Annotated in this window: 27 protein-coding genes; 10 read left to right on the top strand and 17 right to left on the bottom strand. The window is 59.4% G+C overall.

Going from position 1 to position 24,381, the window contains the following annotated elements:
• Nucleotides 1-23: 23 nt before the first annotated feature.
• Nucleotides 24-2,420: a phenylalanine--tRNA ligase subunit beta gene (pheT, locus tag MWU54_RS11340; RefSeq protein WP_247083474.1), complete on the bottom strand. Its 2,397-nt coding sequence runs from the start codon at nucleotides 2,418-2,420 to the stop codon at nucleotides 24-26.
• 75 nt (nucleotides 2,421-2,495) lie between these two features.
• Complete coding sequence (gene pheS, locus MWU54_RS11335) at nucleotides 2,496-3,569, bottom strand: phenylalanine--tRNA ligase subunit alpha (RefSeq protein WP_247083472.1); 1,074 nt, start codon at nucleotides 3,567-3,569, stop codon at nucleotides 2,496-2,498.
• A 409-nt stretch (nucleotides 3,570-3,978) separates the two neighbouring features.
• Between pheS and MWU54_RS11330 the strand changes: the two genes are divergently transcribed.
• Nucleotides 3,979-5,019, top strand: a complete 1,041-nt coding sequence (locus MWU54_RS11330; protein ID WP_247083457.1) for an OmpA family protein — start codon at nucleotides 3,979-3,981, stop codon at nucleotides 5,017-5,019.
• Nucleotides 5,020-5,148: 129 nt separating this feature from the next.
• On the opposite strand, the gene rplT is transcribed toward MWU54_RS11330, so the two are convergent.
• From rplT to pyk, 4 genes are all read right to left on the bottom strand, one after another.
• On the bottom strand, nucleotides 5,149-5,514 hold the full coding sequence (rplT, locus tag MWU54_RS11325) for a 50S ribosomal protein L20 (RefSeq protein ID WP_247083456.1): 366 nt from the start codon (nucleotides 5,512-5,514) through the stop codon (nucleotides 5,149-5,151).
• A 12-nt stretch (nucleotides 5,515-5,526) separates the two neighbouring features.
• A complete protein-coding gene (rpmI, locus tag MWU54_RS11320) occupies nucleotides 5,527-5,727 on the bottom strand; it encodes a 50S ribosomal protein L35 (protein WP_247083454.1) in 201 nt (66 codons plus the stop codon).
• 122 nt (nucleotides 5,728-5,849) lie between these two features.
• On the bottom strand, nucleotides 5,850-6,071 hold the full coding sequence (locus MWU54_RS11315; RefSeq protein ID WP_247083451.1) for a hypothetical protein: 222 nt from the start codon (nucleotides 6,069-6,071) through the stop codon (nucleotides 5,850-5,852).
• A gap of 36 nt (nucleotides 6,072-6,107) precedes the next feature.
• Entirely contained in the window at nucleotides 6,108-7,553 is a 1,446-nt protein-coding gene (pyk, locus tag MWU54_RS11310) for a pyruvate kinase (protein WP_247083449.1), read from the bottom strand.
• 196 nt (nucleotides 7,554-7,749) lie between these two features.
• On the opposite strand from pyk, the gene MWU54_RS11305 reads away from it, so the two are divergent.
• Nucleotides 7,750-8,487, top strand: coding sequence for an N-formylglutamate amidohydrolase (locus MWU54_RS11305; protein ID WP_247083447.1), 738 nt, complete (start codon nucleotides 7,750-7,752; stop codon nucleotides 8,485-8,487).
• Nucleotides 8,488-8,502: 15 nt separating this feature from the next.
• Nucleotides 8,503-8,820 carry a DUF1244 domain-containing protein gene (locus tag MWU54_RS11300; RefSeq protein WP_247083445.1) on the top strand — a complete coding sequence of 106 codons (318 nt, stop codon included), beginning with the start codon at nucleotides 8,503-8,505 and terminating at the stop codon, nucleotides 8,818-8,820.
• Nucleotides 8,821-8,917: 97 nt separating this feature from the next.
• Here MWU54_RS11300 and MWU54_RS11295 read toward each other — a convergent pair whose 3' ends face one another.
• The 4 genes from MWU54_RS11295 to MWU54_RS11280 all read right to left on the bottom strand — a co-directional run bounded on the left by MWU54_RS11295 (nucleotide 8,918) and on the right by MWU54_RS11280 (nucleotide 11,155).
• Nucleotides 8,918-9,490, bottom strand: a complete 573-nt coding sequence (locus MWU54_RS11295; protein ID WP_247083443.1) for a cob(I)yrinic acid a,c-diamide adenosyltransferase — start codon at nucleotides 9,488-9,490, stop codon at nucleotides 8,918-8,920.
• A 3-nt stretch (nucleotides 9,491-9,493) separates the two neighbouring features.
• Nucleotides 9,494-9,694: a twin transmembrane helix small protein gene (locus MWU54_RS11290; RefSeq protein WP_247083440.1), complete on the bottom strand. Its 201-nt coding sequence runs from the start codon at nucleotides 9,692-9,694 to the stop codon at nucleotides 9,494-9,496.
• Between the two features lie 71 nt (nucleotides 9,695-9,765).
• Nucleotides 9,766-10,593 carry an SDR family NAD(P)-dependent oxidoreductase gene (locus tag MWU54_RS11285; protein WP_247083438.1) on the bottom strand — a complete coding sequence of 276 codons (828 nt, stop codon included), beginning with the start codon at nucleotides 10,591-10,593 and terminating at the stop codon, nucleotides 9,766-9,768.
• Nucleotide 10,594: 1 nt separating this feature from the next.
• Nucleotides 10,595-11,155, bottom strand: coding sequence for an SH3 domain-containing protein (locus tag MWU54_RS11280; RefSeq protein WP_247083429.1), 561 nt, complete (start codon nucleotides 11,153-11,155; stop codon nucleotides 10,595-10,597).
• Between the two features lie 134 nt (nucleotides 11,156-11,289).
• Between MWU54_RS11280 and MWU54_RS11275 the strand changes: the two genes are divergently transcribed.
• The 6 genes from MWU54_RS11275 (at nucleotide 11,290) to MWU54_RS11250 (ending at nucleotide 17,758) form a co-directional block, all read left to right on the top strand.
• Nucleotides 11,290-13,599, top strand: coding sequence for a DNA topoisomerase IV subunit A (locus MWU54_RS11275; protein ID WP_247083420.1), 2,310 nt, complete (start codon nucleotides 11,290-11,292; stop codon nucleotides 13,597-13,599).
• 28 nt (nucleotides 13,600-13,627) lie between these two features.
• Nucleotides 13,628-14,788 (top strand): DUF898 family protein, encoded by a 1,161-nt coding sequence (locus tag MWU54_RS11270; protein ID WP_247083418.1) that lies wholly within the window; start codon nucleotides 13,628-13,630, stop codon nucleotides 14,786-14,788.
• Nucleotides 14,785-15,267: a hypothetical protein gene (locus MWU54_RS11265; protein WP_247083415.1), complete on the top strand. Its 483-nt coding sequence runs from the start codon at nucleotides 14,785-14,787 to the stop codon at nucleotides 15,265-15,267. Before MWU54_RS11270 ends, MWU54_RS11265 begins: the two co-directional genes overlap by 4 nt.
• Nucleotides 15,268-15,317: 50 nt before the next feature.
• Nucleotides 15,318-15,899: a M48 family metallopeptidase gene (locus tag MWU54_RS11260; RefSeq protein ID WP_247083405.1), complete on the top strand. Its 582-nt coding sequence runs from the start codon at nucleotides 15,318-15,320 to the stop codon at nucleotides 15,897-15,899.
• Between the two features lie 170 nt (nucleotides 15,900-16,069).
• Nucleotides 16,070-16,828, top strand: a complete 759-nt coding sequence (locus MWU54_RS11255; RefSeq protein WP_247083403.1) for an electron transfer flavoprotein subunit beta/FixA family protein — start codon at nucleotides 16,070-16,072, stop codon at nucleotides 16,826-16,828.
• On the top strand, nucleotides 16,829-17,758 hold the full coding sequence (locus tag MWU54_RS11250; RefSeq protein WP_247083401.1) for an FAD-binding protein: 930 nt from the start codon (nucleotides 16,829-16,831) through the stop codon (nucleotides 17,756-17,758). It begins immediately after the preceding gene.
• A 52-nt stretch (nucleotides 17,759-17,810) separates the two neighbouring features.
• On the opposite strand, the gene MWU54_RS11245 is transcribed toward MWU54_RS11250, so the two are convergent.
• Nucleotides 17,811-18,626 (bottom strand): DUF6473 family protein, encoded by an 816-nt coding sequence (locus MWU54_RS11245; protein WP_247083380.1) that lies wholly within the window; start codon nucleotides 18,624-18,626, stop codon nucleotides 17,811-17,813.
• Between the two features lie 149 nt (nucleotides 18,627-18,775).
• Here MWU54_RS11245 and MWU54_RS11240 point away from each other — a divergent pair, with 149 nt between their 5' ends.
• Nucleotides 18,776-19,651 (top strand): 3-hydroxybutyryl-CoA dehydrogenase, encoded by an 876-nt coding sequence (locus tag MWU54_RS11240; protein ID WP_247083378.1) that lies wholly within the window; start codon nucleotides 18,776-18,778, stop codon nucleotides 19,649-19,651.
• Here MWU54_RS11240 and MWU54_RS11235 read toward each other — a convergent pair.
• The 6 genes from MWU54_RS11235 to MWU54_RS11210 are packed head-to-tail and all read right to left on the bottom strand — an operon-like array spanning nucleotide 19,648 to nucleotide 24,381.
• Entirely contained in the window at nucleotides 19,648-20,523 is an 876-nt protein-coding gene (locus MWU54_RS11235) for a lysophospholipid acyltransferase family protein (RefSeq protein ID WP_247083376.1), read from the bottom strand. The two genes, MWU54_RS11240 and MWU54_RS11235, sit on opposite strands and share 4 nt — an antisense overlap.
• Nucleotides 20,524-20,571: 48 nt before the next feature.
• Nucleotides 20,572-20,850, bottom strand: a complete 279-nt coding sequence (locus tag MWU54_RS11230) for an HPr family phosphocarrier protein (protein ID WP_247083374.1) — start codon at nucleotides 20,848-20,850, stop codon at nucleotides 20,572-20,574.
• A 26-nt stretch (nucleotides 20,851-20,876) separates the two neighbouring features.
• Nucleotides 20,877-21,278 (bottom strand): PTS fructose transporter subunit IIA, encoded by a 402-nt coding sequence (locus MWU54_RS11225; protein ID WP_247083371.1) that lies wholly within the window; start codon nucleotides 21,276-21,278, stop codon nucleotides 20,877-20,879.
• Complete coding sequence (gene rapZ, locus MWU54_RS11220) at nucleotides 21,275-22,201, bottom strand: RNase adapter RapZ (RefSeq protein WP_247083369.1); 927 nt, start codon at nucleotides 22,199-22,201, stop codon at nucleotides 21,275-21,277. Before rapZ ends, MWU54_RS11225 begins: the two co-directional genes overlap by 4 nt.
• Nucleotides 22,202-22,218: 17 nt before the next feature.
• The gene (locus MWU54_RS11215; RefSeq protein WP_247083367.1) at nucleotides 22,219-22,638 is read right to left on the bottom strand and encodes an HPr kinase/phosphatase C-terminal domain-containing protein; all 420 of its coding nucleotides are present in this window, start codon (nucleotides 22,636-22,638) and stop codon (nucleotides 22,219-22,221) included.
• Between the two features lie 27 nt (nucleotides 22,639-22,665).
• Nucleotides 22,666-24,381: a sensor histidine kinase gene (locus tag MWU54_RS11210; RefSeq protein ID WP_247083365.1), complete on the bottom strand. Its 1,716-nt coding sequence runs from the start codon at nucleotides 24,379-24,381 to the stop codon at nucleotides 22,666-22,668.

Raw genomic sequence — 24,381 nt, 5'->3', positions numbered from 1 at the left:
CAGCGCTTGCCCCAACCCGCATGTCACCCCCGCAGCGTACCACCGGTTGCTTTTTCGACCTTCTCGACAATCTTCTGACCGACCGCCTCGATATCCGCTTCTTTCAGTGTCGACGTGGTGGGTTGCAGCCGCACGGTGATCGCAAGCGATTTCTTGCCCTCACCAAGACTGCCGCCGATGAATTCGTCAAACACCCGCACATCCGCGATCAACGCCTTGTCTGCACCGGCTGCCGCATTCACCAGATCAAGCGCGGCCACATCGCTGTTGACCACAAACGCAAAGTCGCGTTCAACCGCCTGCAGATCATTCAGGACAAGCGCGGGACGCGTCGCGCCGGACTTGCGCGGCATCGGAATTTCCTCTGGCCACAGCGTGAAGGCCACGGCCGGGCCTTTGATATCCATCGCCTTGAGCACTTTGGGGTGAAGTTCACCGAAGATACCCAGGACTTTCTTCGGGCCAAGACAAATCATGCCGTGACGCCCCGGATGCCACCATTCGCGGGCCCCCCGGCGGATCTGCGATTTGGCCGGCGCGCCCATGGCGGCAAGAACCGCTTCGGCGTCTGCCTTGGCATCAAACACATCGACAGGACGCGATGTCCCGTGCACATCTTTAGGGCCGGACCGTCCCACCAGCAGACCCGAGATCAGCAGATGCTGCTCTCCGGGCTCGCCCCCGTGGAAGGCGTGACCAAGTTCGAACAACGCGACATCCATGAATCCACGCGCCTGATTGCGGGCCGCGGCCTGCAGCAGACCGGGCAACAAAGCCGGGCGCATATGGCTCATTTCCGAACTGATCGGATTGGCCAGCATCGACGCATCATCGCCACCGCCAAACAGCGTTGCCGCGTCTTTGTCGATGAAGCTGTAGGTCACGCATTCATTGTAGCCCAAAGCCGCCGCGGTCCGCCGCGCGGCGCGTTCGCGGCGCTGCATGGGTGACAGGATCGGCTTGGGCACACCGGGATGGGTGCGTGGCAAAGGCTTGCCTTCCAGCTTCGTCAAAGACGCCACACGCGCGACCTCTTCCACCAGATCAGCCTCGCCCATCACATCCGGACGCCAGGACGGCACATGCGCCATGTTGCCTTCAAGCCGGAAACCCAATGCCGTCAGGGTCTGGCGTTGCTCGGCCTCGGGAATGTCCATTCCGACCAGCGAAATCACCCGCGCCGGATCCAGTTTGTAGGCACGGCTCACATCCGGAACAGCGCCTGCCACGATCATCTCGGAGGCCTCTCCACCAGCGTGATCAAGGATCATGCGCACTGCCAGGTCCAGTCCTTCGGGTGTGAATGCCGGATCGACACCGCGTTCGAACCGGTAACGCGCGTCGGAATTGATCTTCAACGCGCGGCCCGTATAGGCGGTCTGGATCGGATCCCAATATGCGCTTTCGACAAACACATCTGTGGTTTCATCGGTACACCCGGTCTCTTCACCGCCCATGACACCGGCAATGCTCTCGGGGCCCTTGTCATCGGAAATGACCATCTGACCGGGCTGGAAGGTGTAGGTTTTTCCATCTAGCGCAAGCAATTCTTCACCGCCTGCCGCACGGTGGACGCGCAGGTTGCCATGCACTTTGGCCATGTCGAACACGTGCAAAGGGCGGTTGCGATCATAGGTAAAATAGTTGGTCACATCGACAAGAAAGTTGATCGGGCGCAACCCGATGGCCCGCAACAGGTCCTGCAGCCAGGCCGGGCTTGGGCCGTTCTTGACGCCCCGGATCACACGCCCACAGAACAGCGGGCATCCATCCAGCGTGTCTTCATCAATCGACACAGAAATCCCCGCCTCGGCCTGTGCCGGGACCGGGTCAACGGAACTGGTTTTAAGCGTGCCCAGCCCCCGCGCCGCAAGATCGCGCGCAATCCCCTGCACACCCAAGGCATCCGGGCGGTTCGGCGTAATGGCAATCTCGATCACCGGGTCAACCTTGGCCGGATCGTTCTGCGCCAGCCAATCGACAAATCGCTCGCCGATCTCGCCCGAGGGCAGTTCGATGATGCCGTCATGCTCGTCGCTCAATTCCAGCTCACGCTCAGATGCCATCATCCCATGGCTCTCAACGCCGCGAATTTTGCCAACGCTGAGCGTCACATCAATTCCCGGCACGTAGTCACCCGGCTTGGCCAGAACGACCGTGATGCCCTCGCGCGCATTTGGTGCGCCGCAGACGATCTGCTTGTCGCCTTCATCCGTCGCCACCGTACAGACGCGCAGACGGTCCGCATCGGGGTGCTGTTCGGCATGGGTCACCTTGGCCAGCGTAAAGGTCTTGAGCCGCTCAGCGGGGTTGGTGATGCCTTCCACCTCAAGCCCAAGATCGGTGAGCGCATAGGCGATCTCATCAACCGAAGCGTCTGTGTCGAGGTGTTTTTTTAGCCAGGAGAGGGTGAATTTCATTGTGTCGTCTTCCTGTAGGCCGGGCACCTGCCCGGCAATCCAGTACCGTGCCGGATATGAATCCGGTTCACGCGATCAAGTGCTAAGCCCGCCGTGCAATGTCGGGACATCCAGCGCGCTGAAGCCATAGTGGCGCAGCCAGCGGAGGTCTGAATCAAAGAATGCACGCAGGTCGGGGATGCCATATTTCAGCATCGCAATCCGGTCGATGCCGACGCCAAAGGCAAAGCCCTGATAGATCTCGGGATCAACACCCGCATTCTGCAACACCTTCGGATGCACCATGCCAGAGCCCAGGATTTCCAGCCAGTCATCGCCTTCGCCGACCTTTAGCGTGCCGCCTTCCCAGGAACAGCGGATATCAACCTCGGCCGACGGTTCGGTGAACGGGAAGTGCGACGCGCGGAATCGCAGTTCCACGTCATCCACTTCGAAATAGGCTTTGACGAACTCTTCCAGGACCCATTTCAGGTTCGCCATCGAAATATCCGTGTCGATGGCCAAGCCTTCGACCTGATGGAACATGGGCGTGTGCGTCTGGTCATAATCCGCGCGGTACACGCGACCGGGTGCGATAATGCGGATCGGCGCGCCGTGCTTTTCCATTGACCGGATCTGAACCGGCGACGTGTGCGTGCGCAGCACGTGCGGCGGGCGATTGTCGCCCTCGGCGCGATGCATATAGAACGTGTCCATTTCCGCCCGCGCCGGGTGATGGCCGGGGATGTTCAGCGCATCGAAGTTGTACCAGTCGCTGTCGATCTGCGGGCCTTCGGCAACCGAAAAGCCCATATCGGCAAAGATCGCCGTGACCTCTTCTGTCACCTGGCTGATCGGATGAATGGAGCCATGACGGCCCGTGCGGCCCGGCAGAGTCACGTCGAGCCACTCGCCCCGCAGCCGTTCGTCCAGCGCGGCATCTTCCAAGGCAGCTTTCTTGGCCGACAGTGCCGAATTGATTTCGTCCTTCAATGCGTTCAGGGCCGGTCCCGCGACCTGGCGCTCTTCGGGGGTCATCTTTCCAAGTTCGCGCATCTTCAGGCTGATCTCGCCCTTTTTGCCGACCGCTTGCACGCGCAATTCCTCAAGGGTCGCTTCGTCCCCCGCGCCTGCAATCAGGCCAATATATTTGTCGCGCAGATCGTCCATATCACCCTCCGGACAGGTTTGTGCTTCCCTAGACCGGGCATGGCTTGGACGCAAGACAGCCCAAAAATCAGGCGCGATTCTTTCCGCGCCTTGTCGTTTGACAACAGCGCGCAAGTTTTTTGTTGGGATCGGCCATTCTTTGCCACATAGATGTTGACCGCACCCCAAAATTCAGCAGCAATGGGCAGAATAACGTCAAGATGTTGAGCGAGTAAACGCTCACGAAGCAGCACAGTTCTGGGGGAAGAGCATGTCATTACGTCTTATCAAAGAGCATTTGCCGTGGTTCGCGCCATCGACAGCAATTGTTTTGGCCGCAACCGGGGTCATTGATTTTTCACCACGAGATACAACAGAAGCTGCCGCACCCGTGTCAACTGCGGTCGTGGCTCCTGAAGTCACACGAACCGTGACGCAGAACCCGGTGGCGGTTGGCCAGCAATCCGCCGGGATTACACCACTGGACAGCGCGGCGGTGGTTCAGCCTCAGGCTGATCCTGTGCCACAGTTACTGCAGCAAACCGAACCATCAATTGTGCAGCCCGCAGTGGTCACGCCGCAACCTGACCCGGTTCAGCCGCTTGCGCCGCAAAAAGTGTCCGTCAACCCCAACACCGAGATCAGCCCGACATCTGATCCGGGTGCGTTCTTTGGGGCCGCACAAGCGAAACTGGCGCAGGATCGGTCCTGCATCGAAGACCTTCGGGTTCTGGCACAAGACGCCCGTATCTATTTCCCCAGCGGTGGCTTGACCGGCGAGGATGCCGGACTGGCGCAGGCCCGGCTGATCGGTCTGGTCGCGCAGGACTGCACCAATGTGGAAATCATTGTGGAAGGCCATTCGGACCCATCCGGTGACCCCGACGCAAATCTGCGCCTGAGCCAGCAACGGGCCGAAGCTGTCCTGCAACGTGTGGGCGCTGCGGGCATTGACATCACCCGCTTCCGGGCCGTTGGCATGGGGAGCAAAGAGCCGTCGGGTCTGTCGGGTGCGCAATCCAACGCCTACTACGACCGCCGCGTCGAATTCGAAGTGCGGGAAATTGCGCTGACCGCCGGGTTTACTCAGACAAACCAAACCTATTCCGGCCTTCTGCCAACATGCGTTGTTCAGCTGCAGGCTGCAGTTGCGCAAACAAAGCTGTTCTATTCGCCCCGCTCGATCACAGCACCCTCCGACGGCCTGCCCGCGGTAGTCGAGCTTGCCTCCAAGGCCAGCGCCTGCCCCGACGCGCGGCTTCGTGTGATAGGGCAGTATTCCGATGATCTTGGGTCCGGCGAGACACCCGCAACCGCACGTTTGCGCGCGGTTGCCTTGATGAGTTCGCTGGTCGGTGCCGGATTTGAAGCGGAGCAGATCATTATCGCCGCGCATTCGAAACCGACCGTACTTGCAGGTCAGCCCGGCCTGAGCGAGCGCCGCGTTGACTTCGACGTTATCCTCGACTGAAACAGCGCCATATCGCGCGTGAATAATGAGCGGCCCGTCAGGGCTGCTTTTTTTCGCAATAGGACCCCGCGCACAAAAAAAAGCCCCGCTGCGGACAGCGGGGCTTTTTCTATTCCTTTGTGACGCGACTTAAGCAGCCAGCGCGCCTTTGGCCTGATCGACAATCGCGTTGAACGCGTCGGGCTCGTGCACGGCCAGATCAGCCAGAACTTTCCGGTCTACTTCGATGCCAGCCAATGTGAGGCCGTTGATGAAGCGGGAATATGTCAATGCTTCGTCATGTGCGCGCACAGCCGCGTTGATCCGCTGAATCCACAGCGCGCGGAAATTGCGCTTGCGGTTCTTGCGGTCGCGTGTGGCGTACTGGTTGGCTTTATCAACCGCCTGACGGGCGACTTTGAAGGTGTTCTTGCGACGGCCGTAATAGCCTTTTGCCGCCTTGATGACCTTCTTGTGACGGGCGTGGGTCGTGGTTCCGCCTTTTACTCGGGACATGTCAAATTCTCCTTAGCGCGCGTAGGGCATCATTGGCTTGATGATTTGCTCATCAGCCTTCGACAGCGTGGTGGTTCCGCGCGCATCGCGGATGAATTTCTTGGACCGCTTGATCATGCCGTGGCGTTTGCCTGCCTGACCAGCGAGGATGCGACCCGTGGCCGTCACCTTGAACCGCTTTTTGCAGCTCGATTTTGTCTTCATCTTCGGCATTTCCGTCTCCTATGGTCTTACGGTGAACGCGCGACTCGGTATGCCATTTCGACCGGCCGTGCGGGTAGAGCGCGCCGTATAGGCGGGCTTTGGCTGTGATGCAAGCGCTTTGCAGCGTGCGGTCAGGTGAAAGAGCTCAGAACACGCGCCACGATGCCCGGGATCTCGTCAAACGAGTAGCCCCCGGGCTTTTTGGACATCGCGTACACCACCAGCCCGCCTGCGATCATCAGCGTGATCGTCGCAATGCGCGGACGCTGGCCATTCGAAATGGCCGAGACGATGGCAGGAACACTCAGAACACCCAGAACCAGACCAATCACAAAAAGTGTGTCCATCTCCATGCAAGACACTCCAAACCAATTACATCTTTGGAAACGCTACTCTGGATCGGTGTTGTAGATCAAACGTTCGTCGCATGGGGCCACGCGCAAAATGTTGGTTGTGCCCGGTGTATTGAACGGCACGCCTGCCGTCACCAGGATCTGATCTCCTTCATCCGCATACCCGCCGGCCCGCGCCGCGCGGGCGGCGTTCACCACAGCCTGTTTAAAGCGCTCCAATTCACCGGTCAGCACGCATTCGGTGCCCCAGGTCAGCGCCAGCTGACGCGCGGTGGTGACAGAGCTGGTCATCGCAATGATCGGAACCCGAGGACGTTCGCGCGCGGTCAGATATGCGGTTGTGCCGGACGATGTGAAACAGCAGATCGCCTTGATGTCGGTGGTTTCTGCAATCTCGCGGGCCGCTGCAACGATGCCGTCAGCCACGGTCTGGCGCTTGGCGGTGCGCGATGCTTCGATAATCTCGGTATAGGTGGGGTCGTTTTCGACCTCGATCGCCACGTTGTTCATCGTTGTGACGGCTTCGACCGGATAGTCCCCTGCCGCGGATTCTGCCGACAACATGATCGCATCCGACCCTTCGTAAATCGCGGTCGCCACGTCAGACACTTCGGCGCGTGTGGGCATCGGGCTTTCGATCATCGATTCCAGCATCTGGGTCGCAACAATCACTGGCTTTGCCGCCGCGCGACAGCGACGGACGAGGCGTTTCTGGATCGGTGGCACGTTCTGAACCGGCAATTCAACGCCCAGATCGCCACGCGCCACCATGATCCCGTCGGACGCATCCAGGATTTCATTGAAATCCTTGACCGCTGCGGGCTTTTCAATCTTTGACAACACGGCGGCGCGCCCGTCAATCAGATCCCGTGCTTCCCAGACGTCTTTGGCTCGCTGCACAAAGCTCAGCGCGACCCAATCGACACCCAGCTTGCAAACAAACTGTAAATCATCACGGTCTTTTTCCGACAGCGCCGCCAAAGGCAGAACCACGTCCGGCACGTTGACGCCTTTGCGATTCGAAATCGTTCCGCCTGTGATGACGGTGCAATCCGCGAAATCCGCGCCGCAGCGTTCGACCTTCAGTCGGATCTTGCCGTCATTGACCAGAAGATGCGCGCCCTCTTCGAGCGCGGCAAAAATTTCGGGATGCGGCAGGGTTACGCGCTCAAGGCTGCCCTCTTCCTCGGCCAGATCAAGACGGAACGCGGCCCCTTCGACCAATTCCTCTTCACCGTTGGCGAACACACCAACCCGCAATTTTGGGCCTTGCAGGTCGGCCAGAATGCCGATTGTGCTGTCCAGATCCTTTTCGACCTTGCGGATAATCGCGTGACGTTCCGCAATCTCCTCATGGCTGCCATGGCTCATGTTCAGACGAAACACATCCGCACCCGCTTCGTGCAGCGCACGGATCATCTCATAGGTGCTGGATGCCGGCCCAAGGGTGGCTACGATTTTTACACTTCGCAAACGTCTCATTCCGGGTCCGTCCTTCATTCTGTTCCGCGCGATGGGCGGGTCGTTCCCATGCTCTGCATGCAAGACCTCTTTCCATACCGGGCGTCCGTTGACACGCAGATTATTCATGTTACCGCTAACGGTCACGCGCGCTTATTGCGCAATTCCCTTTCCCGCGCAACTCAACTATCTGATGCGCCCGGGAGATGACAAACCGATGACGTACCAGCCCTACACCCTTCACGGCGAAACCCGCAACTCGCGCTGGCTGATCACCTGTGATCATGCAACCAACACCGTTCCGCCCGATCTTGGCGGCACCCTTGGCCTGCCCGACGAAGACATGGCACGGCATATCGCGTTCGATCCCGGCGCCGCAGGTGTGACGCGCGCATTGGCAGATGCGTTGAACGCCCCGGCCATCCTGTCGAATTTTTCCCGCCTCGTGATCGACCCAAATCGGGGGGAAGATGATCCCACGCTCCTGATGCGTCTTTATGACGGATCGGTGATTCCGGGAAACCGCGATGCGGACGAGGCGGAAATGCAGCGTCGCTTGAATGCCTATTACCGCCCGTACCACACGGCTTTGGAAGCCATGGCCGCGCGGCGCGACGATACGGTGATTGTTGCGGTGCACTCCTACACAAGACAGCTTAAATCGCGCCCAAGCCGGCCCTGGCATATCGGCGTGCTGCATGCCTATGATGCGCGCCTGTCGGACCCGTTTATTGCCGCTTTGGAGGCCGAACCGGACCTGGTGGTCGGACGCAATCAGCCCTATCCCGGCCATCTGCCCGGCGATGCAATTGACCGGCATGCCTTGCATCACGGTCGACTGAACACACTTATCGAATTGCGGAACGACTTGATCGAAACCGAAGCGGCGCAGACGGCTTGGGGGCAAAGACTGGCCCCACTGCTGGTCACCGCGCTGGAGCAAACAGCAGACTAATCACAGGAGCCTCTCATGGACGAACAGACGCAACTTGAAATCGAAGCCGCCGCCTTTCGTCGTCTGCGGCACCATTTGCTCGTGGACCGCCCGGACGCGCAGAACATCGACATGATGAACCTTGCCGGGTTTTGCCGCAATTGTCTGAGCCGCTGGTATCAGGAAGCCGCTAATGAGCGTGGCATCGACATGGACAAGGCGCAGGCGCGTGAAGCGTTTTACGGCATGCCGTTTGACGAATGGAAAGCCAAGCACCAGACCGAGGCCAGCGCCGAGAAACAGGCGGCGTTCGAGGTCGCGTTCAAGGAAAACGTGACCGACAAGGACAGCTGAGCGTCACAGTCGGTGCGGGCGTTCGGCCCGCCTTTCGGCGGGCGTGAGGGTTCCACTCTCACACTCCCGCGGTATTTTCAAAACGAAGAAATACGGGTCAGCGATTTGCGCCGGGCACCCAAAGCACGTCCGCTTTGCCATCATCATTGGCAATACGCGCAGCGACGAAGAACCAATCGCTGAGACGGTTGAGATATTTCACCGCCGCCGGGTTCACGCTTTCCATGGTGGCCAGTTCAACCGTCAGACGTTCGGCGCGGCGGGCGACTGTGCGGCACTGGTGCAAATACGCAGACAGCGCTGACCCGCCGGGCAGGATAAAGCTGCGCAGGGGTGCAAGGCGCGCATTCATGCCGTCGATTTCGGTTTCAAGGCGATCGACCTGTGCCGTGACCATGCGCAAAGGCGGGTATTCGGCGTCGGCGTCTTTCTCCATGTCAGGGCGGCACAGATCGGCGCCCAGATCGAACAAATCATTCTGGATCAGCGACAAAAGCGTGTCCATTTCGCCGTCGGCGTGCAACCGGGCCAGACCCACGATGGAGTTCAGTTCATCGGTCGTGCCGTAGGCGGTGACCCGCATCGCGTGTTTGGCCACGCGCGCGCCATTGCCCAGCGCGGTTTCGCCAGCATCGCCGGTTTTGGTGTAGATCTTGTTAAGGACAACCATTGTTTATTCTCCGCGCAGCCAGACATAGAGCAGGATCAGAACCACAGCGACAAACTGTGCAATGATCCGCCAGCGCATCGCTTTGTTGGCGTGTTTCTTGTTGAAGTCACCACCCTTGGCGAAACTGCCAATGCCGAACAAAAGCACGCCAACCACCGCCAGACAGGCGATTGCGGCAACGATAAAGAGAGGGTCGTTCATCATGGCGTGGCAGCCCTTTTCGACTAGGTGTTGACCGGCATGTAGCCGTATCCCGGCCAAAAGCGAATGAAAAGTCAGGCTTGCGACAAAATCCAGTCCAGCGCCCGCGTCGGCAGAAGACGGCGCGCAACGGCCATGGCGTGGGTCGGGGTGGTCACGCCGTAGCGGGCTTTCGGGCGGGGTGCCGTCAGCGCTTTGACAACCACATCCGTCACCGCAGATGCGGGCCATTGCTTGCTTGAACTTCCGCCCTTGCGCAGCAAGTCCAGCAGCGACGCCTCATATTGCGCGCGGCGCGGCGATGACCGCCAGTCGACCCAGCGTTCAAACTGTTTGATGGCGTTCTTGCGAAACTCCGTCTCAATAGGGCCGGGTTCGATCAGGACGATTTGAATACCGGTTTCGGCCATCTCCATGCGCAGAACATCGGCATAGCCTTCAAGCGCGAACTTGGTGGCGACATAGGGGCCCCGGTATTTCATACCCACAAGACCCAGCACCGACGAATTGAACAGGATGCGCCCCTGCCCCTGTGCCCGCATGGCGGGGATGAGATGTCGGTTCAGGTCATGCCACCCCAAAAAATTGGCTTCGAACTGCGCGCGCATGCCCTCTGCCGGGATGTCTTCAAGCGGTCCGGGAAGCGCGTAGGCTCCGTTGTGAAAGACAGCGTCCAGCCTGCCTTGCACCGCATCCAGCACCGTTTTGGCACAGCGCGCAATGCTGTCGGGGTCTTCGTAATCAAGGTGTGGCGCGGTGAAGCCCTCAGCGGTCAGGCGGTCGCAATCCTCAACCGCCCGGCAAGATGCAAACACACGCCATCCGTCAGACCGGAGCTTGCGCGCCGTGTCCAGACCGATGCCAGACGAACAGCCGGTGATCAGAATTGTCTTTTGCGTCACGTCAGTTTGCAGCTGTCACAAGCCAATCAGCCATCCAGCCTTCGTCGCCTGTCGCCGACACGCGCAGGTGAAGCCAGCCATTGCCCTCGTCTTTCAGCACTTCGACCATATCATCGCGAAACAGCTTTCCGACCACGGCAAAATTGGTGCCCGGCCCGCCACGCATGTTCACGCGATCCCCGTCCACAAACCGCAGGTCCCGCACGGGTTCCGGCTCTGGCTCCGGCAGGGCGATCTCTGGTGCGGCAGCGCTTTCGTCGGCCGTCCCAGGAGTGTCTTGCGCAACGGGGTCCGGATCAACGGCGGCCAGCGGGAGACCTGCAAGAACGGTTGCGTTCCCGGATTCCACTGGCGCACGCACCGGCGCGATCTCGGTCAGTTCGGCGGGTTGGATATTGGCGCGCGTCACGGCCACAGGTTGCGGTTCGCGGCGCGGGGGTACCGGTTTCGGATCGGCAAAGACAACAAGCGAATTGGACCCAGGTTCAAAATCAGACCCGCCGGACAGTTCGTAGAACCCAACGCCCATCACGGCAAATGCGACCAAAATATACTTGTTCATCGTACCCCCCGGGGCGGACCTCTCGCGCCGAGGTTCCATACTAGTGCGATTCTTGACCCATGCCGAAGGGGAAACAGGAAAATTTTTCCCGCAATTGCTTTACGGCCTCAGAGGGGGTGTCTATCACATCATCTATGGCTGATGACGTCGAAACACCCAAGATGGCCCCTCGGGATGTGGCTGAACCGCTGCGCCGCGCGATTGGCGAGCGGTATTTGACCTATGCGTTGTCAACGATCATGCACCGCGCTCTTCCAGATGCGCGCGATGGGCTCAAGCCCGTGCACCGTCGTATCCTGTATGCAATGCGCGAACTGCGGTTAAGTTCCACCGGAGGCTTCAGAAAGTCGGCGAAAATCAGTGGCGACGTGATGGGCAACTATCACCCGCATGGCGACGCCGCGATCTACGACGCGATGGCGCGCCTCGCACAGGATTTCGCCGTGCGCTATCCGCTGGTCGATGGTCAGGGCAACTTTGGCAATATCGACGGCGACAACCCAGCGGCGGCGCGATATACCGAGGCGCGACTGACTTCCGTTGCCGAAGCCTTGCTGGACGGCCTGAACGAAAATGCGGTTGACTACCGGGACAATTACGACGGCACGCTGGAAGAGCCCGTTGTTCTGCCGGCACAGTTCCCGAACCTGCTGGCCAATGGATCATCCGGCATTGCGGTGGGCATGGCGACCAATATCCCGCCGCATAACATCGCCGAGCTGATTGACGCCTGCCTGCACCTGATCAAGGTTCCCGATGCGCGCGACGATACGTTGCTGAACTTTGTGCCCGGCCCGGATTTTCCAACCGGTGGCGTGATTGTCGAAGACCGCGAGACGCTGGCGCAGGCCTATCGCACCGGGCGCGGCTCCATGCGGTTGCGCTGCAAGTGGCAGATCGAGGATCTGGGACGCGGCCAATGGCAGGTGATCGTGACCGAGATCCCCTATCAGGTCCAGAAATCCAAGCTGGTGGAACGGCTGGCCGAGCTGATCCAGACCAAGAAGGTGCCGATCCTCGCGGATATCCGCGACGAATCTGCCGACGACATCCGGATGGTTCTGGAACCCAAATCCAAGAACGTGGACCCGGATGTCCTGATGAACATGCTGTTCCGCAATTCCGATCTGGAAACGCGGTTCAGCCTGAACATGAACGTGCTGATCGACGGGCTGACACCCAAAGTGTGCAGCATGAAGGAAGTGCTGCGCGCGTTCCTTGATTTCCGCCGCGAGGTTCTGATCCGCCGCAGCCAGCACCGGATGGACAAGATTGACCACCGGCTCGAGGTGTTGGAAGGCCTGATCGTTGCGTTCCTGAACCTTGACCGTGTGATCGACATCATCCGCTATGACGAGGACCCCAAGTCCGCACTGATGCGCGAAGACTGGGGCAAGGACCATGTGCGCGCGATGGACGAGGCGGACTATGTCTCGCCCCCGGTGTCCGACGGCGACCTGGGCCTGACCGAGGTTCAGACCGAAGCCATCCTGAACATGCGCCTGCGCAGTTTGCGCAAGCTCGAAGAGATGGAACTGGTCGCCGAACGTGACCGCCTGATGGAAGAACGCGCGGGCCTTGAAGACCTGATTGAAAGCGGGGAGCTTCAGTGGGACGCGATCTCGGACCAGCTGAAAGAGGTCAAAAAGGCCTTTGGCAAAAACTACGAAGGCGGCGCACGCCGGACGCAATTTGCCGAAGCGACCGAGGTTGAGGACGTGCCGATTGAGGCGATGATCGAACGCGAACCGATCACGGTGGTCTGTTCCCAGATGGGCTGGATCCGCGCGATGACCGGCCATATCGACCTGACCCGCGAACTGAAATTCAAGGATGGTGACGGGCCAAGGTTCATTTTCCACGCCGAAACAACCGACCGGCTGTTGGTGTTCGGGTCGAACGGGCGGTTTTATACGCTGTCCGCCTCCAACCTGCCCGGCGGGCGCGGCATGGGCGAACCGGTGCGCCTGATGGTCGATCTTCCAAACGAAGCCGCCATCGTGGACCTGTTCATTCACCAGCCCGACCGCAAACTGCTGGTCGCCTCCAGCGCTGGCGACGGGTTCGTGGTGCCCGAAGGTGACGTTGTGGCGCAAACCCGGGCCGGTAAGCAGGTGCTGAACGTGAAAGGCGACGTGCGCGCGAAGGTGTGCAAACCTGTAACAGGGGATGCCGTTGCCGTTGTCGGTGAAAACCGTAAAGTTCTTGTCTTCGGTCTGGACGAACTGCCAGAAATGGGACGCGGCAAAGGCGTAAGGCTGCAAAAGTACAAGGACGGGGGCCTGTCGGATGCAACCACCTTCACCCTGGGAGAAGGCCTCTCCTGGCGCGATCCGGCCGGACGCACCAGAACCGAAACCGACCTTGCCGAATGGACCGGAAAGCGCGCCAGCGCAGGACGTATGGCCCCGCGCGGCTTCCCCAGAGACAACACCTTCACCTGACTTACCTGATCACCTGACAACACAGGTGGTGGGCACGCGGCGCGCGCTGTTCTGGCTGGCGCTGAAAACCGGTGTCCTGACCGTTCTGACACTTGGCATTTACCGGTTCTGGATGAAAACCCGGCTGCGCCGATGGTACTGGTCGGCGATCCGCCCCGGTGGACACCCCTTGGAATATGTCGGCGACCCGATTGAAAAGCTGCTTGGCTTTCTCTTTGCCGTGGTCATCCTTGCCTTCTACATCGGGATCGTGAATCTGCTCCTGATGTTTGCCAGCTTCGCGCTGTTTCAGGGAAACTTTGCCGCCTACGCAATAAGCCTGATTGGCGTCATCCCGATCTGGTTTTACGCGCAATATCGCGCGCGGCGATACGTGCTGGCCCGCACCCGCTGGCGCGGGTTGCGCTTCGGTCTGGAACCCGGCGCATGGGGCTATGCCGGACGCGCGCTCATGCACTGGGTGATCACGCTGCTCACACTGGGCTTGCTGTGGCCCCGCATGACCTTCTGGTTGGAAAAATACAAAACAGACCGGACGTTCTATGGCTGCGCACGGATGCACCAGAACGGCAAGTGGACAATGCTCTACCCCGCCATGATGCCGTTTTTCGGCGCAGCGGCGCTTGGCGCGGCAGGCGTGGCCGGGATCTATCTGGGCAACATCCCCTTGGGCACGGGCATCTGCATCATCGCCGGGTTCGTCGCAATCTACGGATTAGCGTTCTACCGCGTGCGCACGTTGCAACTTTTGACCAACCACAAGACGATCAACGGCGTCGGCTTGACTATCACGCCAAGCCCCTTTCGTGTGTTGTTGATCTACGTATTGGGCACACTTCTCGCCTGCGCGGTGGTGTTTGTTCCATTGATGCTGCTCGGAGTGTTGCTCTTGCTGATCCAATCCGCCGACCTGCTGGCAGAGATGGATCTGGAAGATGTGATCGCCCCCATCGCGGGGACGGGCCGGTACGCGATCATCGCGGCAAGTGCCCTGCTTTATTTCACGGTTTTCCTGCTTTGGTCGGCCATCACCAACGCCTTTATCACCTTTCCCATCATCCGCCACTATTTCGCGTCGCTGACGCTTGCGCCTCCGGACGGGGTCATTAGCATCCGGCAGCGCCCCAGAGACGAATTCGCCGAAGCCGAAGGCTTTGCCGACGCGCTTGATGTCGGGGCGTCGCTATGACCGTTCTCAAAGTTGGGCATCGGCCGGAAGTGTATTCCGCCGAAGCCGTCTATTTCGATGGGACAAGCGCCGTGCCACGACACGTCTCGGTCACTGTCGATGAAGACAGTCGATCATTGGTCGCGCATGCCGGGGCTGACTTCCGCTGGCCCCTTGCCGACATCCGTGAAGTGCTGGATCAGGCCGGGGGCGACCAGATGGTCATCCAGCGTGTCGGGGACCCGGTGCAGCGGGTCATTCTGCCCAACCGCGACTTGGCACCGCGCCTGCCAAACCGAACAAGATCCCCCAGAATCGCAAAGCGCAAAGCGCTGTTTGGATGGTCCGTTGCGGCGCTTGCCTCTGTCGCCCTGATCATCTTTGTGCTTGTTCCGGCGATGGCGAACCAACTGGCACGGTTCATCCCCCCGAAGGCGAACGCGCCCTTGGCGAAGTCACCTTTGATCAGATCCGCTCTGCACTGGACCAGACCGGGCTGAACCCCGTGCCCGTCTGCGACAACCGTGACGGATTGGCCGCCTTGCACAAGATGGAAGCGCGCCTGCAAGCCGCCCTGCCCGAAGAACAGACGCTGACGGTGTCCGTGCTCGACCACGATATGATCAACGCCTTTGCCCTACCCGGCAATTACGTGGTGTTCTTCCGCGGTTTGATCGACAACGCGCAAACGCCAGACGAAATCGCAGCGGTGTTTGCCCATGAAATCGGCCATGTCGTCAGCCGGGATCCGACACGGCACGCCTTGCGCTCTGCTGGATCACTGGGTGTCTTGGGGCTGCTTTTTGGCGATTTCGCAGGCGGCGCGGCGGTTTTGCTTTTGGCCGAAAGGCTGATTGAGGCCAATTACAGCCAAGAGGCGGAATCCGGCGCGGATGTATTTGCGCATGGCGTGCTGATTGATGCAAAGATCGCGCCCTCCGCCTTGGCATCTATGTTCGAACGATTTCGGGAACTTGGCGGGGATACCAACCCGTTCATGTCACACTTCCTAAGCCATCCCGACCTTGGCGACAGGATTCAGGCCGCGCGCGATGCGACACCGCCGGGTTTTGTGGCCACGCCGGTTTTGACAGCAGACGAATGGCAGGCTTTGCAGACGATCTGTGACTGATCAGACAAGGTTTCCAAAAGGCGCGGAAATTCCGAAAAACGCGACGTCCGTTGGCGCTAACGTGACGATTTTGCCCTGTTTCGCGCTGCTGTGGTTCGGTATCACCCTTGCGATGTGTATGAAAATTTGAGTCGTTTTTTCAGCGGCGCATTCAGGAGAGGAACACGCCCATGAAGGTCTTGGTACCTGTCAAACGCGTGATCGACTACAACGTCAAAGTTCGCGTCAAAGCGGACGGAAGCGGTGTCGATCTCGCCAATGTCAAAATGTCGATGAACCCGTTCGATGAAATCGCGGTCGAAGAAGCGATCCGTCTGAAAGAAGCGGGCAAGGCTGACGAAATCGTTGCGGTCAGCATTGGCGTCAAGCAAAGCCAGGAAACCCTGCGCACAGCACTCGCCATGGGTGCCGACCGCGCCATCCTCGTGGTTGCCGCAGACGATGTTCACACTGATATCGAGCCCTTGGCTGTTGCCAAAATCCTTGCCGCTATCGTCAAGGAAGAAGAGCCCGGGCTTGTCCTGTGTGGCAAGCAGGCCATCGACAACGACATGAACGCGACAGGTCAGATGCTGTCCGCTCTGCTCGGCTGGTCGCAGGCGATGTATGCCAACAACGTGGATATCGACGGCGACCACGCCGTTGTGACCCGCGAAGTGGATGGCGGTTTGCAAACCGTAAAGGTCAAGATGCCCACCATCATCTCCACTGACCTGCGCCTCAATGAGCCGCGTTACGCGTCGCTGCCCAACATCATGAAGGCCAAGAAAAAGCCTTTGGATGAAAAGACAGCCGCCGATTACGGCGTCGACGTCACGCCGCGCCTTGAGATCGTGAAAACCTCCGAGCCGGAAGAGCGCGCTGCGGGCATCAAGGTCGGGTCGGTCGACGAACTGGTAGAAAAACTCAAAGAAGCGGGGGCTGTGTAAATGGCTGTACTTCTGATTGCCGAGATTACCGATGGCGCACTGGCGATGGACGCCACTGCAAAAACCGTGACCGCGTCGAAGGCACTGGGCGACGTTGTGGTGCTGGCCGCAGGCGCAACAGCCAAGGCCGCCGCTGACGAAGCCGCGACCATCGACGGCGTGTCCAAGGTTCTGCTGGCCGAAGACGATCTTTACGGTCACCGTCTGGCCGAGCCTGTGTCCGCGCTGATCGCGTCGATGGCGGGCGACTACACGCATATCGTGGCGCCAGCGACCACAGACGCCAAGAACATCCTGCCCCGCGTAGCGGCACTGTTGGATGTGATGGTGCTGACCGATGTGACCGCCGTCGTGGACGCGGACACGTTCGAACGCCCGATCTATGCGGGCAACGCGATCCAGACGGTGAAATCGTCAGACGCCACCAAGGTGATTTCGTTCCGGACATCCACGTTCGACGCTGCACCAACCGGTGGCTCGGCCTCGGTCGAGGCGGTGGCAACCGGCGACAATCCGGGTCTGTCGGAATGGGTTGAAGACAAGGTTGCCGAAAGTGACCGCCCCGAACTGACATCGGCAAGCGTCGTTGTTTCAGGCGGGCGCGGTGTCGGGTCCGAAGATGACTTCGCCATGATCGAAAAACTGGCTGACACGCTGAATGCGGCTGTTGGCGCGTCCCGCGCTGCCGTTGATTCCGGCTTTGCGCCGAATGACTGGCAGGTTGGCCAGACCGGTAAGGTGGTTGCACCCGACCTTTACATTGCCGTTGGTATCTCGGGCGCGATCCAGCACCTTGCGGGTATGAAAGACAGCAAGATCATCGTCGCGATCAACAAGGATGAAGAGGCACCGATCTTCCAGGTTGCCGATTTTGGGCTTGTTGCCGATCTTTTTGACGCTGTGCCAGAGCTGACCGAAAAGCTGGGCTAAAGCCGTCGAAAACATTCGAAACGGCGCGCCAATCGGCGCGCCGTTTTTCGTTTCAGACCAATGCAGCGATCTCTTTCGCCAAAACTTCGGCAACACGCTGATGCGCACCCGTCCCCGGCAATTGTGCAAGCCGCGCGGATTGCAGGTCCGCGGGGGATGTCCCCGCCTCACACACACCCCATGTTTCGGGAACGACGGACACCATCCGGTCCGCATGGGGCTGTAACGTTCCGACCAGCGAACTGGTCAGGAAAGGATCAACCTCCTCCATGCCGCAACTGTCCTCAGCAAGCGGACGTGGCGCAAACCACAGCAAAACTGTTTTGCCGCTCAAATGCCGCATCAACTGCACCATGCGCGACCGCCAGGCGCGCTGTGCTTCATCCACGATTTCCAAAAACCGCTCCGCGCAAATCTCCTCCAATCGGCCAAGCAGATGACGCGTGAAATGCACCTCGGTGAAGTCCATTTCCGGGTACAATGCCCGAAGCCTTGAGGACGCCTTCAAAAACCGGTCATTGCGCCGCGGATGGACCGTATAGAACCGGTTAGACGTATTATGGCACCCTGACATCTGAATGATCGCAACAGATGCCCCTGCCGCCGTGCTGAGCGCCCCCGCATCGTTCAGATAGGCATCGACCCCGGCGTTTTCGACACCAAGGTTGATCACGCTTGGCGCAACCAGCCCGTTCAGAATGTCCGATAACGGTTGGTCAACATATCGCCCATACACATCACACCCGCCAAGACACGCAATGTAAGAGCCGCGCAAGGCTTTGCTTGGCCCCCGAAAATACAGGCGCGAGCCATTGTAACGGCACGGCACATAGTCGATCGACCGATCACCCATAGAGGAAACAGTCATATCCCCACCTTCCTTTTTCACCCGCAGGAAGGTTTGCACTGATTCGGTTTTCAAAGAGCTAAAGCTAAAATTCGACGCAGAGCTCCGATCCGCCTTGCAGCCCCCGGCCCGCCACGCCATTGTTGCCGCGGATTAAACGGAGCACGTTCATGACGATCAATTCGGTAGGTGTTGTTGGCGCTGGCCAGATGGGCAATGGCATCGCGCATGTCATGGCACTGGCCGGGTACAACGTTGTGCTCAATGACATCAGTGAAGACGCGCTCAAGCGCGCGATTGACCTGATTGAACGCAATCTGGACCGCCAGGTCAGCCGCGAAAAGATCACGCAGGATGACAGGGACCAGGCCATGGCCCGCATCGTCACGTCCAAGGATTTGCCAGAGGTGGCCAAGACCGATCTGGTCATCGAAGCCGCAACCGAGGAAGAGACGGTCAAGCAAAAGATCTTTGACGCGCTGCTGCCGCATCTGGCTGACAACACTATTCTGACGTCAAACACCTCGTCGATTTCGATCACCCGGCTGGCCAGCCGCACGGACCGGCCGGAAAAATTCATGGGGTTCCACTTCATGAACCCGGTTCCGGTGATGCAGCTTGTCGAACTGATCCGGGGCATCGCCACCGACAAGGAAACCTACCAGACATGTCTGGGCGTGGTGGAAAAGCTTGGCAAAACAGCCGCGTCCGCCGAAGATTTCCCCGCCTTTATCGTGAACCGCATTCTCATGCCGATGATCAACGAAGCGGTCTATACGCTGTACGAAGGCGTCGGGAATGTGAACTCCATCGACCAATCCATGAAGCTGGGGGCGAACCATCCGATGGGCCCGCTTGAACTGGCCGATTTCATCGGGTTGGACACGTGTCTTGCCATCATGAACGTCCTGCACGACGGTTTGGCAGACACCAAGTACCGCCCCTGCCCATTGCTGACGAAATATGTCGAAGCCGGTTGGCTGGGTCGCAAGACACAACGCGGGTTCTATGATTACCGTGGCGACACGCCGGTTCCGACCCGCTAGGGTTTGCCGCCCAAAGACATCGTAATCTCGCGCAGCTTGGCCATGAATTCACGGCCTTTCCCGGCATAGTCACTGATCAACTCAGCCGGAATCGGTTCGCCGACGATTGGTTTTTGTGGCTTGCCGCAGGCGTTGATCACTTCGTGGATCAACAACCCCTGCCGCATCGTCGCCGAAATCCGGTTTGCCATCTGATACGCGCGCGAGTTCTGTCCCGGAAAGTGAATGGGCACAACCGTCGCGCCAGAGCGTTGGATCAGATTTGCGGTAAACGGATTCCACGTCCGTTCCACGGCCGGGCCAAACAGGCTGTCGCTTGATGCAACGACGCCCGATGGGAACAATGCGATCACCCCACCGTTTTTCAGATGCGCCATCGCACGCTTGCGCATCTCAAGGCTTTGTTCGCGGGCATCCTCTTCATGCGGGAACGGCACCGGGATCATGAATTCCTCGATCTCGGTGACACCTGTCAGAAGCGACCGCGTCAGGATCTTGTAATCCGTGCGGACCTTGCCGATCAGCTCAGCCAGGATCATCCCGTCCACCAACCCGTGCGGATGGTTGGCCACGATAATCACCGGCCCCTCTTTGGGGATCCGGGCGATCTGTTCCTCGGGCGTGTCCAGCGCGATTTTCATAAGACCCAGCGCCTGCCCCCAAAAGGCCTGTCCTTCCGCCGGTCCCATCCGTTCGAATTTCCGGACAAGGTAGATCAGGGGGATTTTGCCACTCACCCATTCCATCGCGCGGATGGTGTTGGCTTTCCAAGGGTTGGTAAAGGTGTTGGCGTAGCTCAGCTTGCGCTTGTCATACGGTTCGGGGGCCGCTGATTGCGCGTCTGTGTCCGTGTGCTGATAACTGTCAACCATTGGGCCGTGTATCGTCCTGTGTTCGGGCGGCTGTGCCGGTCGCGGTGATCAGCACCCTTCTCCGAAACGGTCGGCCACCAATGTCTCGATAGCGGCGGCAAGCGCATCTGCATCCGGCCCGGAAGTCTGTACCTCAATAGAGGTTCCTTTGGAGGCTGCCAACATCAAAAGCCCCATAATACTGTCTCCGGACGCGCTCAGCCCGTCCTTGCGCACCTCGGCAGAGGCATCGAACCCTTCAACGACTTCGACCAATTTGGCCGACGCACGGGCGTGCAAACCCTTTTCGTTAATGATCGTCAGCACTCGCTGCGCAGATGCAGACATACGGACAAGCCTCCCAAACCGTGCGATCAGGCGCTCTGATCCAAGGATATGTTCTGACTGTCAATATATTTCCTCCCGGCTTCAAGCGCAGCCCGCACAGCATCCGGCACGGATTTGTCGCGGCTTTTGGCCAGTTTGATCAACATCGGCAAATTCGCGCCATAGATGATCCGGCGGTTTTCCGGCTGGCACGCCCGAAGGCTGAGGTTCGATGGGGATCCGCCAAACATATCGGTCACGATGACCACGCCATGCCCCTTGTCGACGTCATCGGCGACCGAACAAATCTCGGATTGTTTTGCGTCACGGTTGTGATCTTCGGCGATGGCAACAGCCGCCATGCCTGGTTGGCATCCAACCACATGCTCGACCGCCGACAGGTATTCCTGTGCCAGTCCACCATGGGCGACGATCACGATCCCGATCACTCTGCAACCTTTCCACCGTCCGGCCCCGCAGGTCGCGAGGCGGATGTCGCGAGTCCCCGACGCGACAATTCCTTATGACTTATTGACACCCGCCACCCCGTTTCCGCAAGAGCCGCAGCCACCCTTTCCGTAACGACAACCGACCGATGTTGCCCCCCGGTACACCCGAGTCCAACCGCAAAATGGGTTTTTCCCTCTGCTTCGATTTCGGGAAGCAAAAAACCAAGCATGCCGTTAATCTGGGTCAAAAACGGCGCAAGTCGAGGATCACGCGCCACATAATCCTCTACATCGGCATCAAGACCCGTTTTCGCGCGCAACGTCTCATCCCAATGCGGATTGGCAAGGAACCGACAGTCAAACACCATGTCGACCCCGTGTTGGATGCCCCTTTTGTAAGAGAACGACTGCAATGAAACGGATAATTTCTGCGCGGTTTGGTCGGCAAACCAGTGATGCACTTCGGTCTTCAAGTCATGAGGCGACAGGTCCGACGTGTCGATCACGATATCTGCCCGATCCTCGATCGGCTTCAAAAGCTCGATCTCTTGCGCAATCCCCTCTTCGGGCGTGTCGTCGGGCGCAAGCGGATGGCGACGGCGGGTTTCCGAAAACCGGCGCAGCAACACATCGGGGCGACACTCAAGGTAAAGCAATGAAACCTGCCCCTCCTGCAACGTCACCAGATCCGTATGCAACCCCAACAGCGCCGAAAGCGAAAAATCGCGGTTGCGGACGTCAATCCCGATGGCCAGCGGACGGTCCAGCGGGCCGCCGTCAAACAGGCGTGGCACCATGCGCAGAGGCATGTTGTCGATCGCCTCAAAGCCAAGATCCTCCAGCACATTGATCGCCGTTGCGCGCCCCGCGCCCGAAGGCCCGGTGACAACAACGATAGGATTATGGGGTGTGCTGTCAGGCATAGTGTCCCGGTTAAGTGTCAAGGTTGCGCGGCATTGCACTCTGTGCATCTGAGATATTGTATAAGTGCGGCAGGAAAATGCTGCGACGCAACATTGTGAAGTCGCGGAAACGATTTCGTGAAATATGTGATCTTTCGATGCGGCGGCATGCGGTCGGTTTCCGTCTGATCCATATCGACAACCAAAGCCAATACAGCGTCAGACGCGTGTTCGGCATGCAAAAGGCCGATCCCGCGTGCCTCGATCAGACCTTGAAGCGGCTGCGGACAGGTCAGCACGACGCTATCGCCAACCGGTGTCAGGCGCACCTGATCATCGGCGACCAAGGTTGCACCCCGCGCCATCATCTCAAGCGCAAGCGACGATTTTCCCGCACCACTGGCCCCGGTGATCAATACCGCCTTGCCACCCACGGCCACCGCTGTGGCATGGAGCATGAGAGGCGGTGTCTCGGGCATCGTGGATTACAGCGGAAGACCAACGACAAACCGCGCGCCGAGCGGTTCAGAGGTTGCGTCGGCTTCTGTGGGGCGGATATTCTCGGCCCAGATCACACCGCCATGCGCTTCGACGATCTGTTTTGAAATCGCCAGGCCAAGTCCGGAATTGTTGCCAAAGTCGTTTTCCGGTCGCTGCGAATAAAAGCGTTTGAAGATCTTTGTCAGCGCTTCGTCCGGAATGCCGGGGCCGGTATCTTCAACGACGATCAACACGCGGTTTTCCCGCTGCCGCGCCCATAGCCGGATCGCATCGCCATCCTCACAGAAGCTGATGGCGTTGGTGATCAGGTTCACAAACACCTGCGCCAACCGCGCTTCCAGCCCGTGGACCCGAATGGCACGGTCCGGCAGGTCCGAGATAAACTCAATCCCCTGCCGCCGGGCATCTTCACCCAGGAACTGGGCGAGGTTTCCAAGCATTTCCAGCAGGTTAAATTCGGATTCTTCTTCTTTCACCAGTTCGCTATCCAGCCGGGACGCGTTCGAGATGTCGCTGACTAACCGGTCAAGGCGGCGCACGTCATGGTCGATCACATCCAGCAAGCGGTCCACCTGATCGGGGCGCCGCGCCACGCGCAACGTGCCAACCGCCGACCGAAGCGATGCAAGCGGGTTCTTGATCTCATGTGCGACATCGGCGGCGAACTGTTCATTCGCATCAATCCGGTCATACAGTGCCGCCACCATGCCGCGCAGCGCGCCGGACAAGCGCCCAATCTCGTCAGGTCGTGCGGTCAGATCCGGTATGCGAATGCGGCCCGACGCCACGTTTCTACGGTTGCGATCGCGCCCAACTTCGGCGGCATCCGCCAGATTGGAGATGGGATTGGAAATCGTCGAGGCGAGCACAAGGCTCAGACCGATGGACACGAGGGTTGCGATCACAAACATCTGCAACACGTTTTCGCGCTCAACGCGCACCGCCGCATCGATTTCGGGCGCAAAGCTGATCAATGCCACCGTGCCCGCGACCCCGTTGTCCACTTCAATCGGGCTCAACGCGGTAAAGATCGTCTCGCCATTTGGCCCTTCGCTGCGATCCACACGGGTTTCGGACGGGGCCGTTTCCTCGATCTGGCGGCGAAGGATATCTTCCAGCGTCAGTGCCTCAAGGTCAGAGGCGGGCTGGAAAACAGAGGATACGCTGCTCCAGACGGTGAGCAGAAAATCCGAAATAACAGTTGGCTTTTCAGCCGTATCAACCGGTTGAGCAGTGCCAGCCCCACCGTCCATATCGCCGACAAGGAACCGCGCCGCGTCAAAGACAAATATCCGCAATCCCGGCCGCGCGTCGATCCCGGCCAGTGTTTCGCGAACGTCAATGCCTTCACCGGACCCGAGGTTGATCGCAACACCCTCAACGGCCTCGGCCTCGAACACGTCGGCGATCAGTTCGGCCTCGATCCGCACAGCGTCGGCCTTTTGGTCAGCCAACGTGTCGCGCGACGAGTTCAGAAACAGGATCCCGGCAACGAGAAAGTTCAAGGCGACGAGGTTGAAGGTGATGATCTTGCGCGTCAGCGGCGATTTGTTGAGCGAAAACAGTCCGCGACGCTCTTGGCTGTCGCGGACTTCGGACTCAACCGTGCGGTCGGGGGCGACCCAGTCGTCCCCCAAAACCACATCTGCATCTTTGCGTCCGCCGGATGATCCGGTGTTGACACCTTCAACCAATGCCAT

Origin of the sequence: Marivita sp. S6314 (assembly GCF_023015985.1) — a bacterium.
GTDB lineage: Bacteria > Pseudomonadota > Alphaproteobacteria > Rhodobacterales > Rhodobacteraceae > Marivita.
Note: the sequence above shows the minus strand (reverse complement) of the source record. Positions and strands in the feature narration are given on the sequence as shown.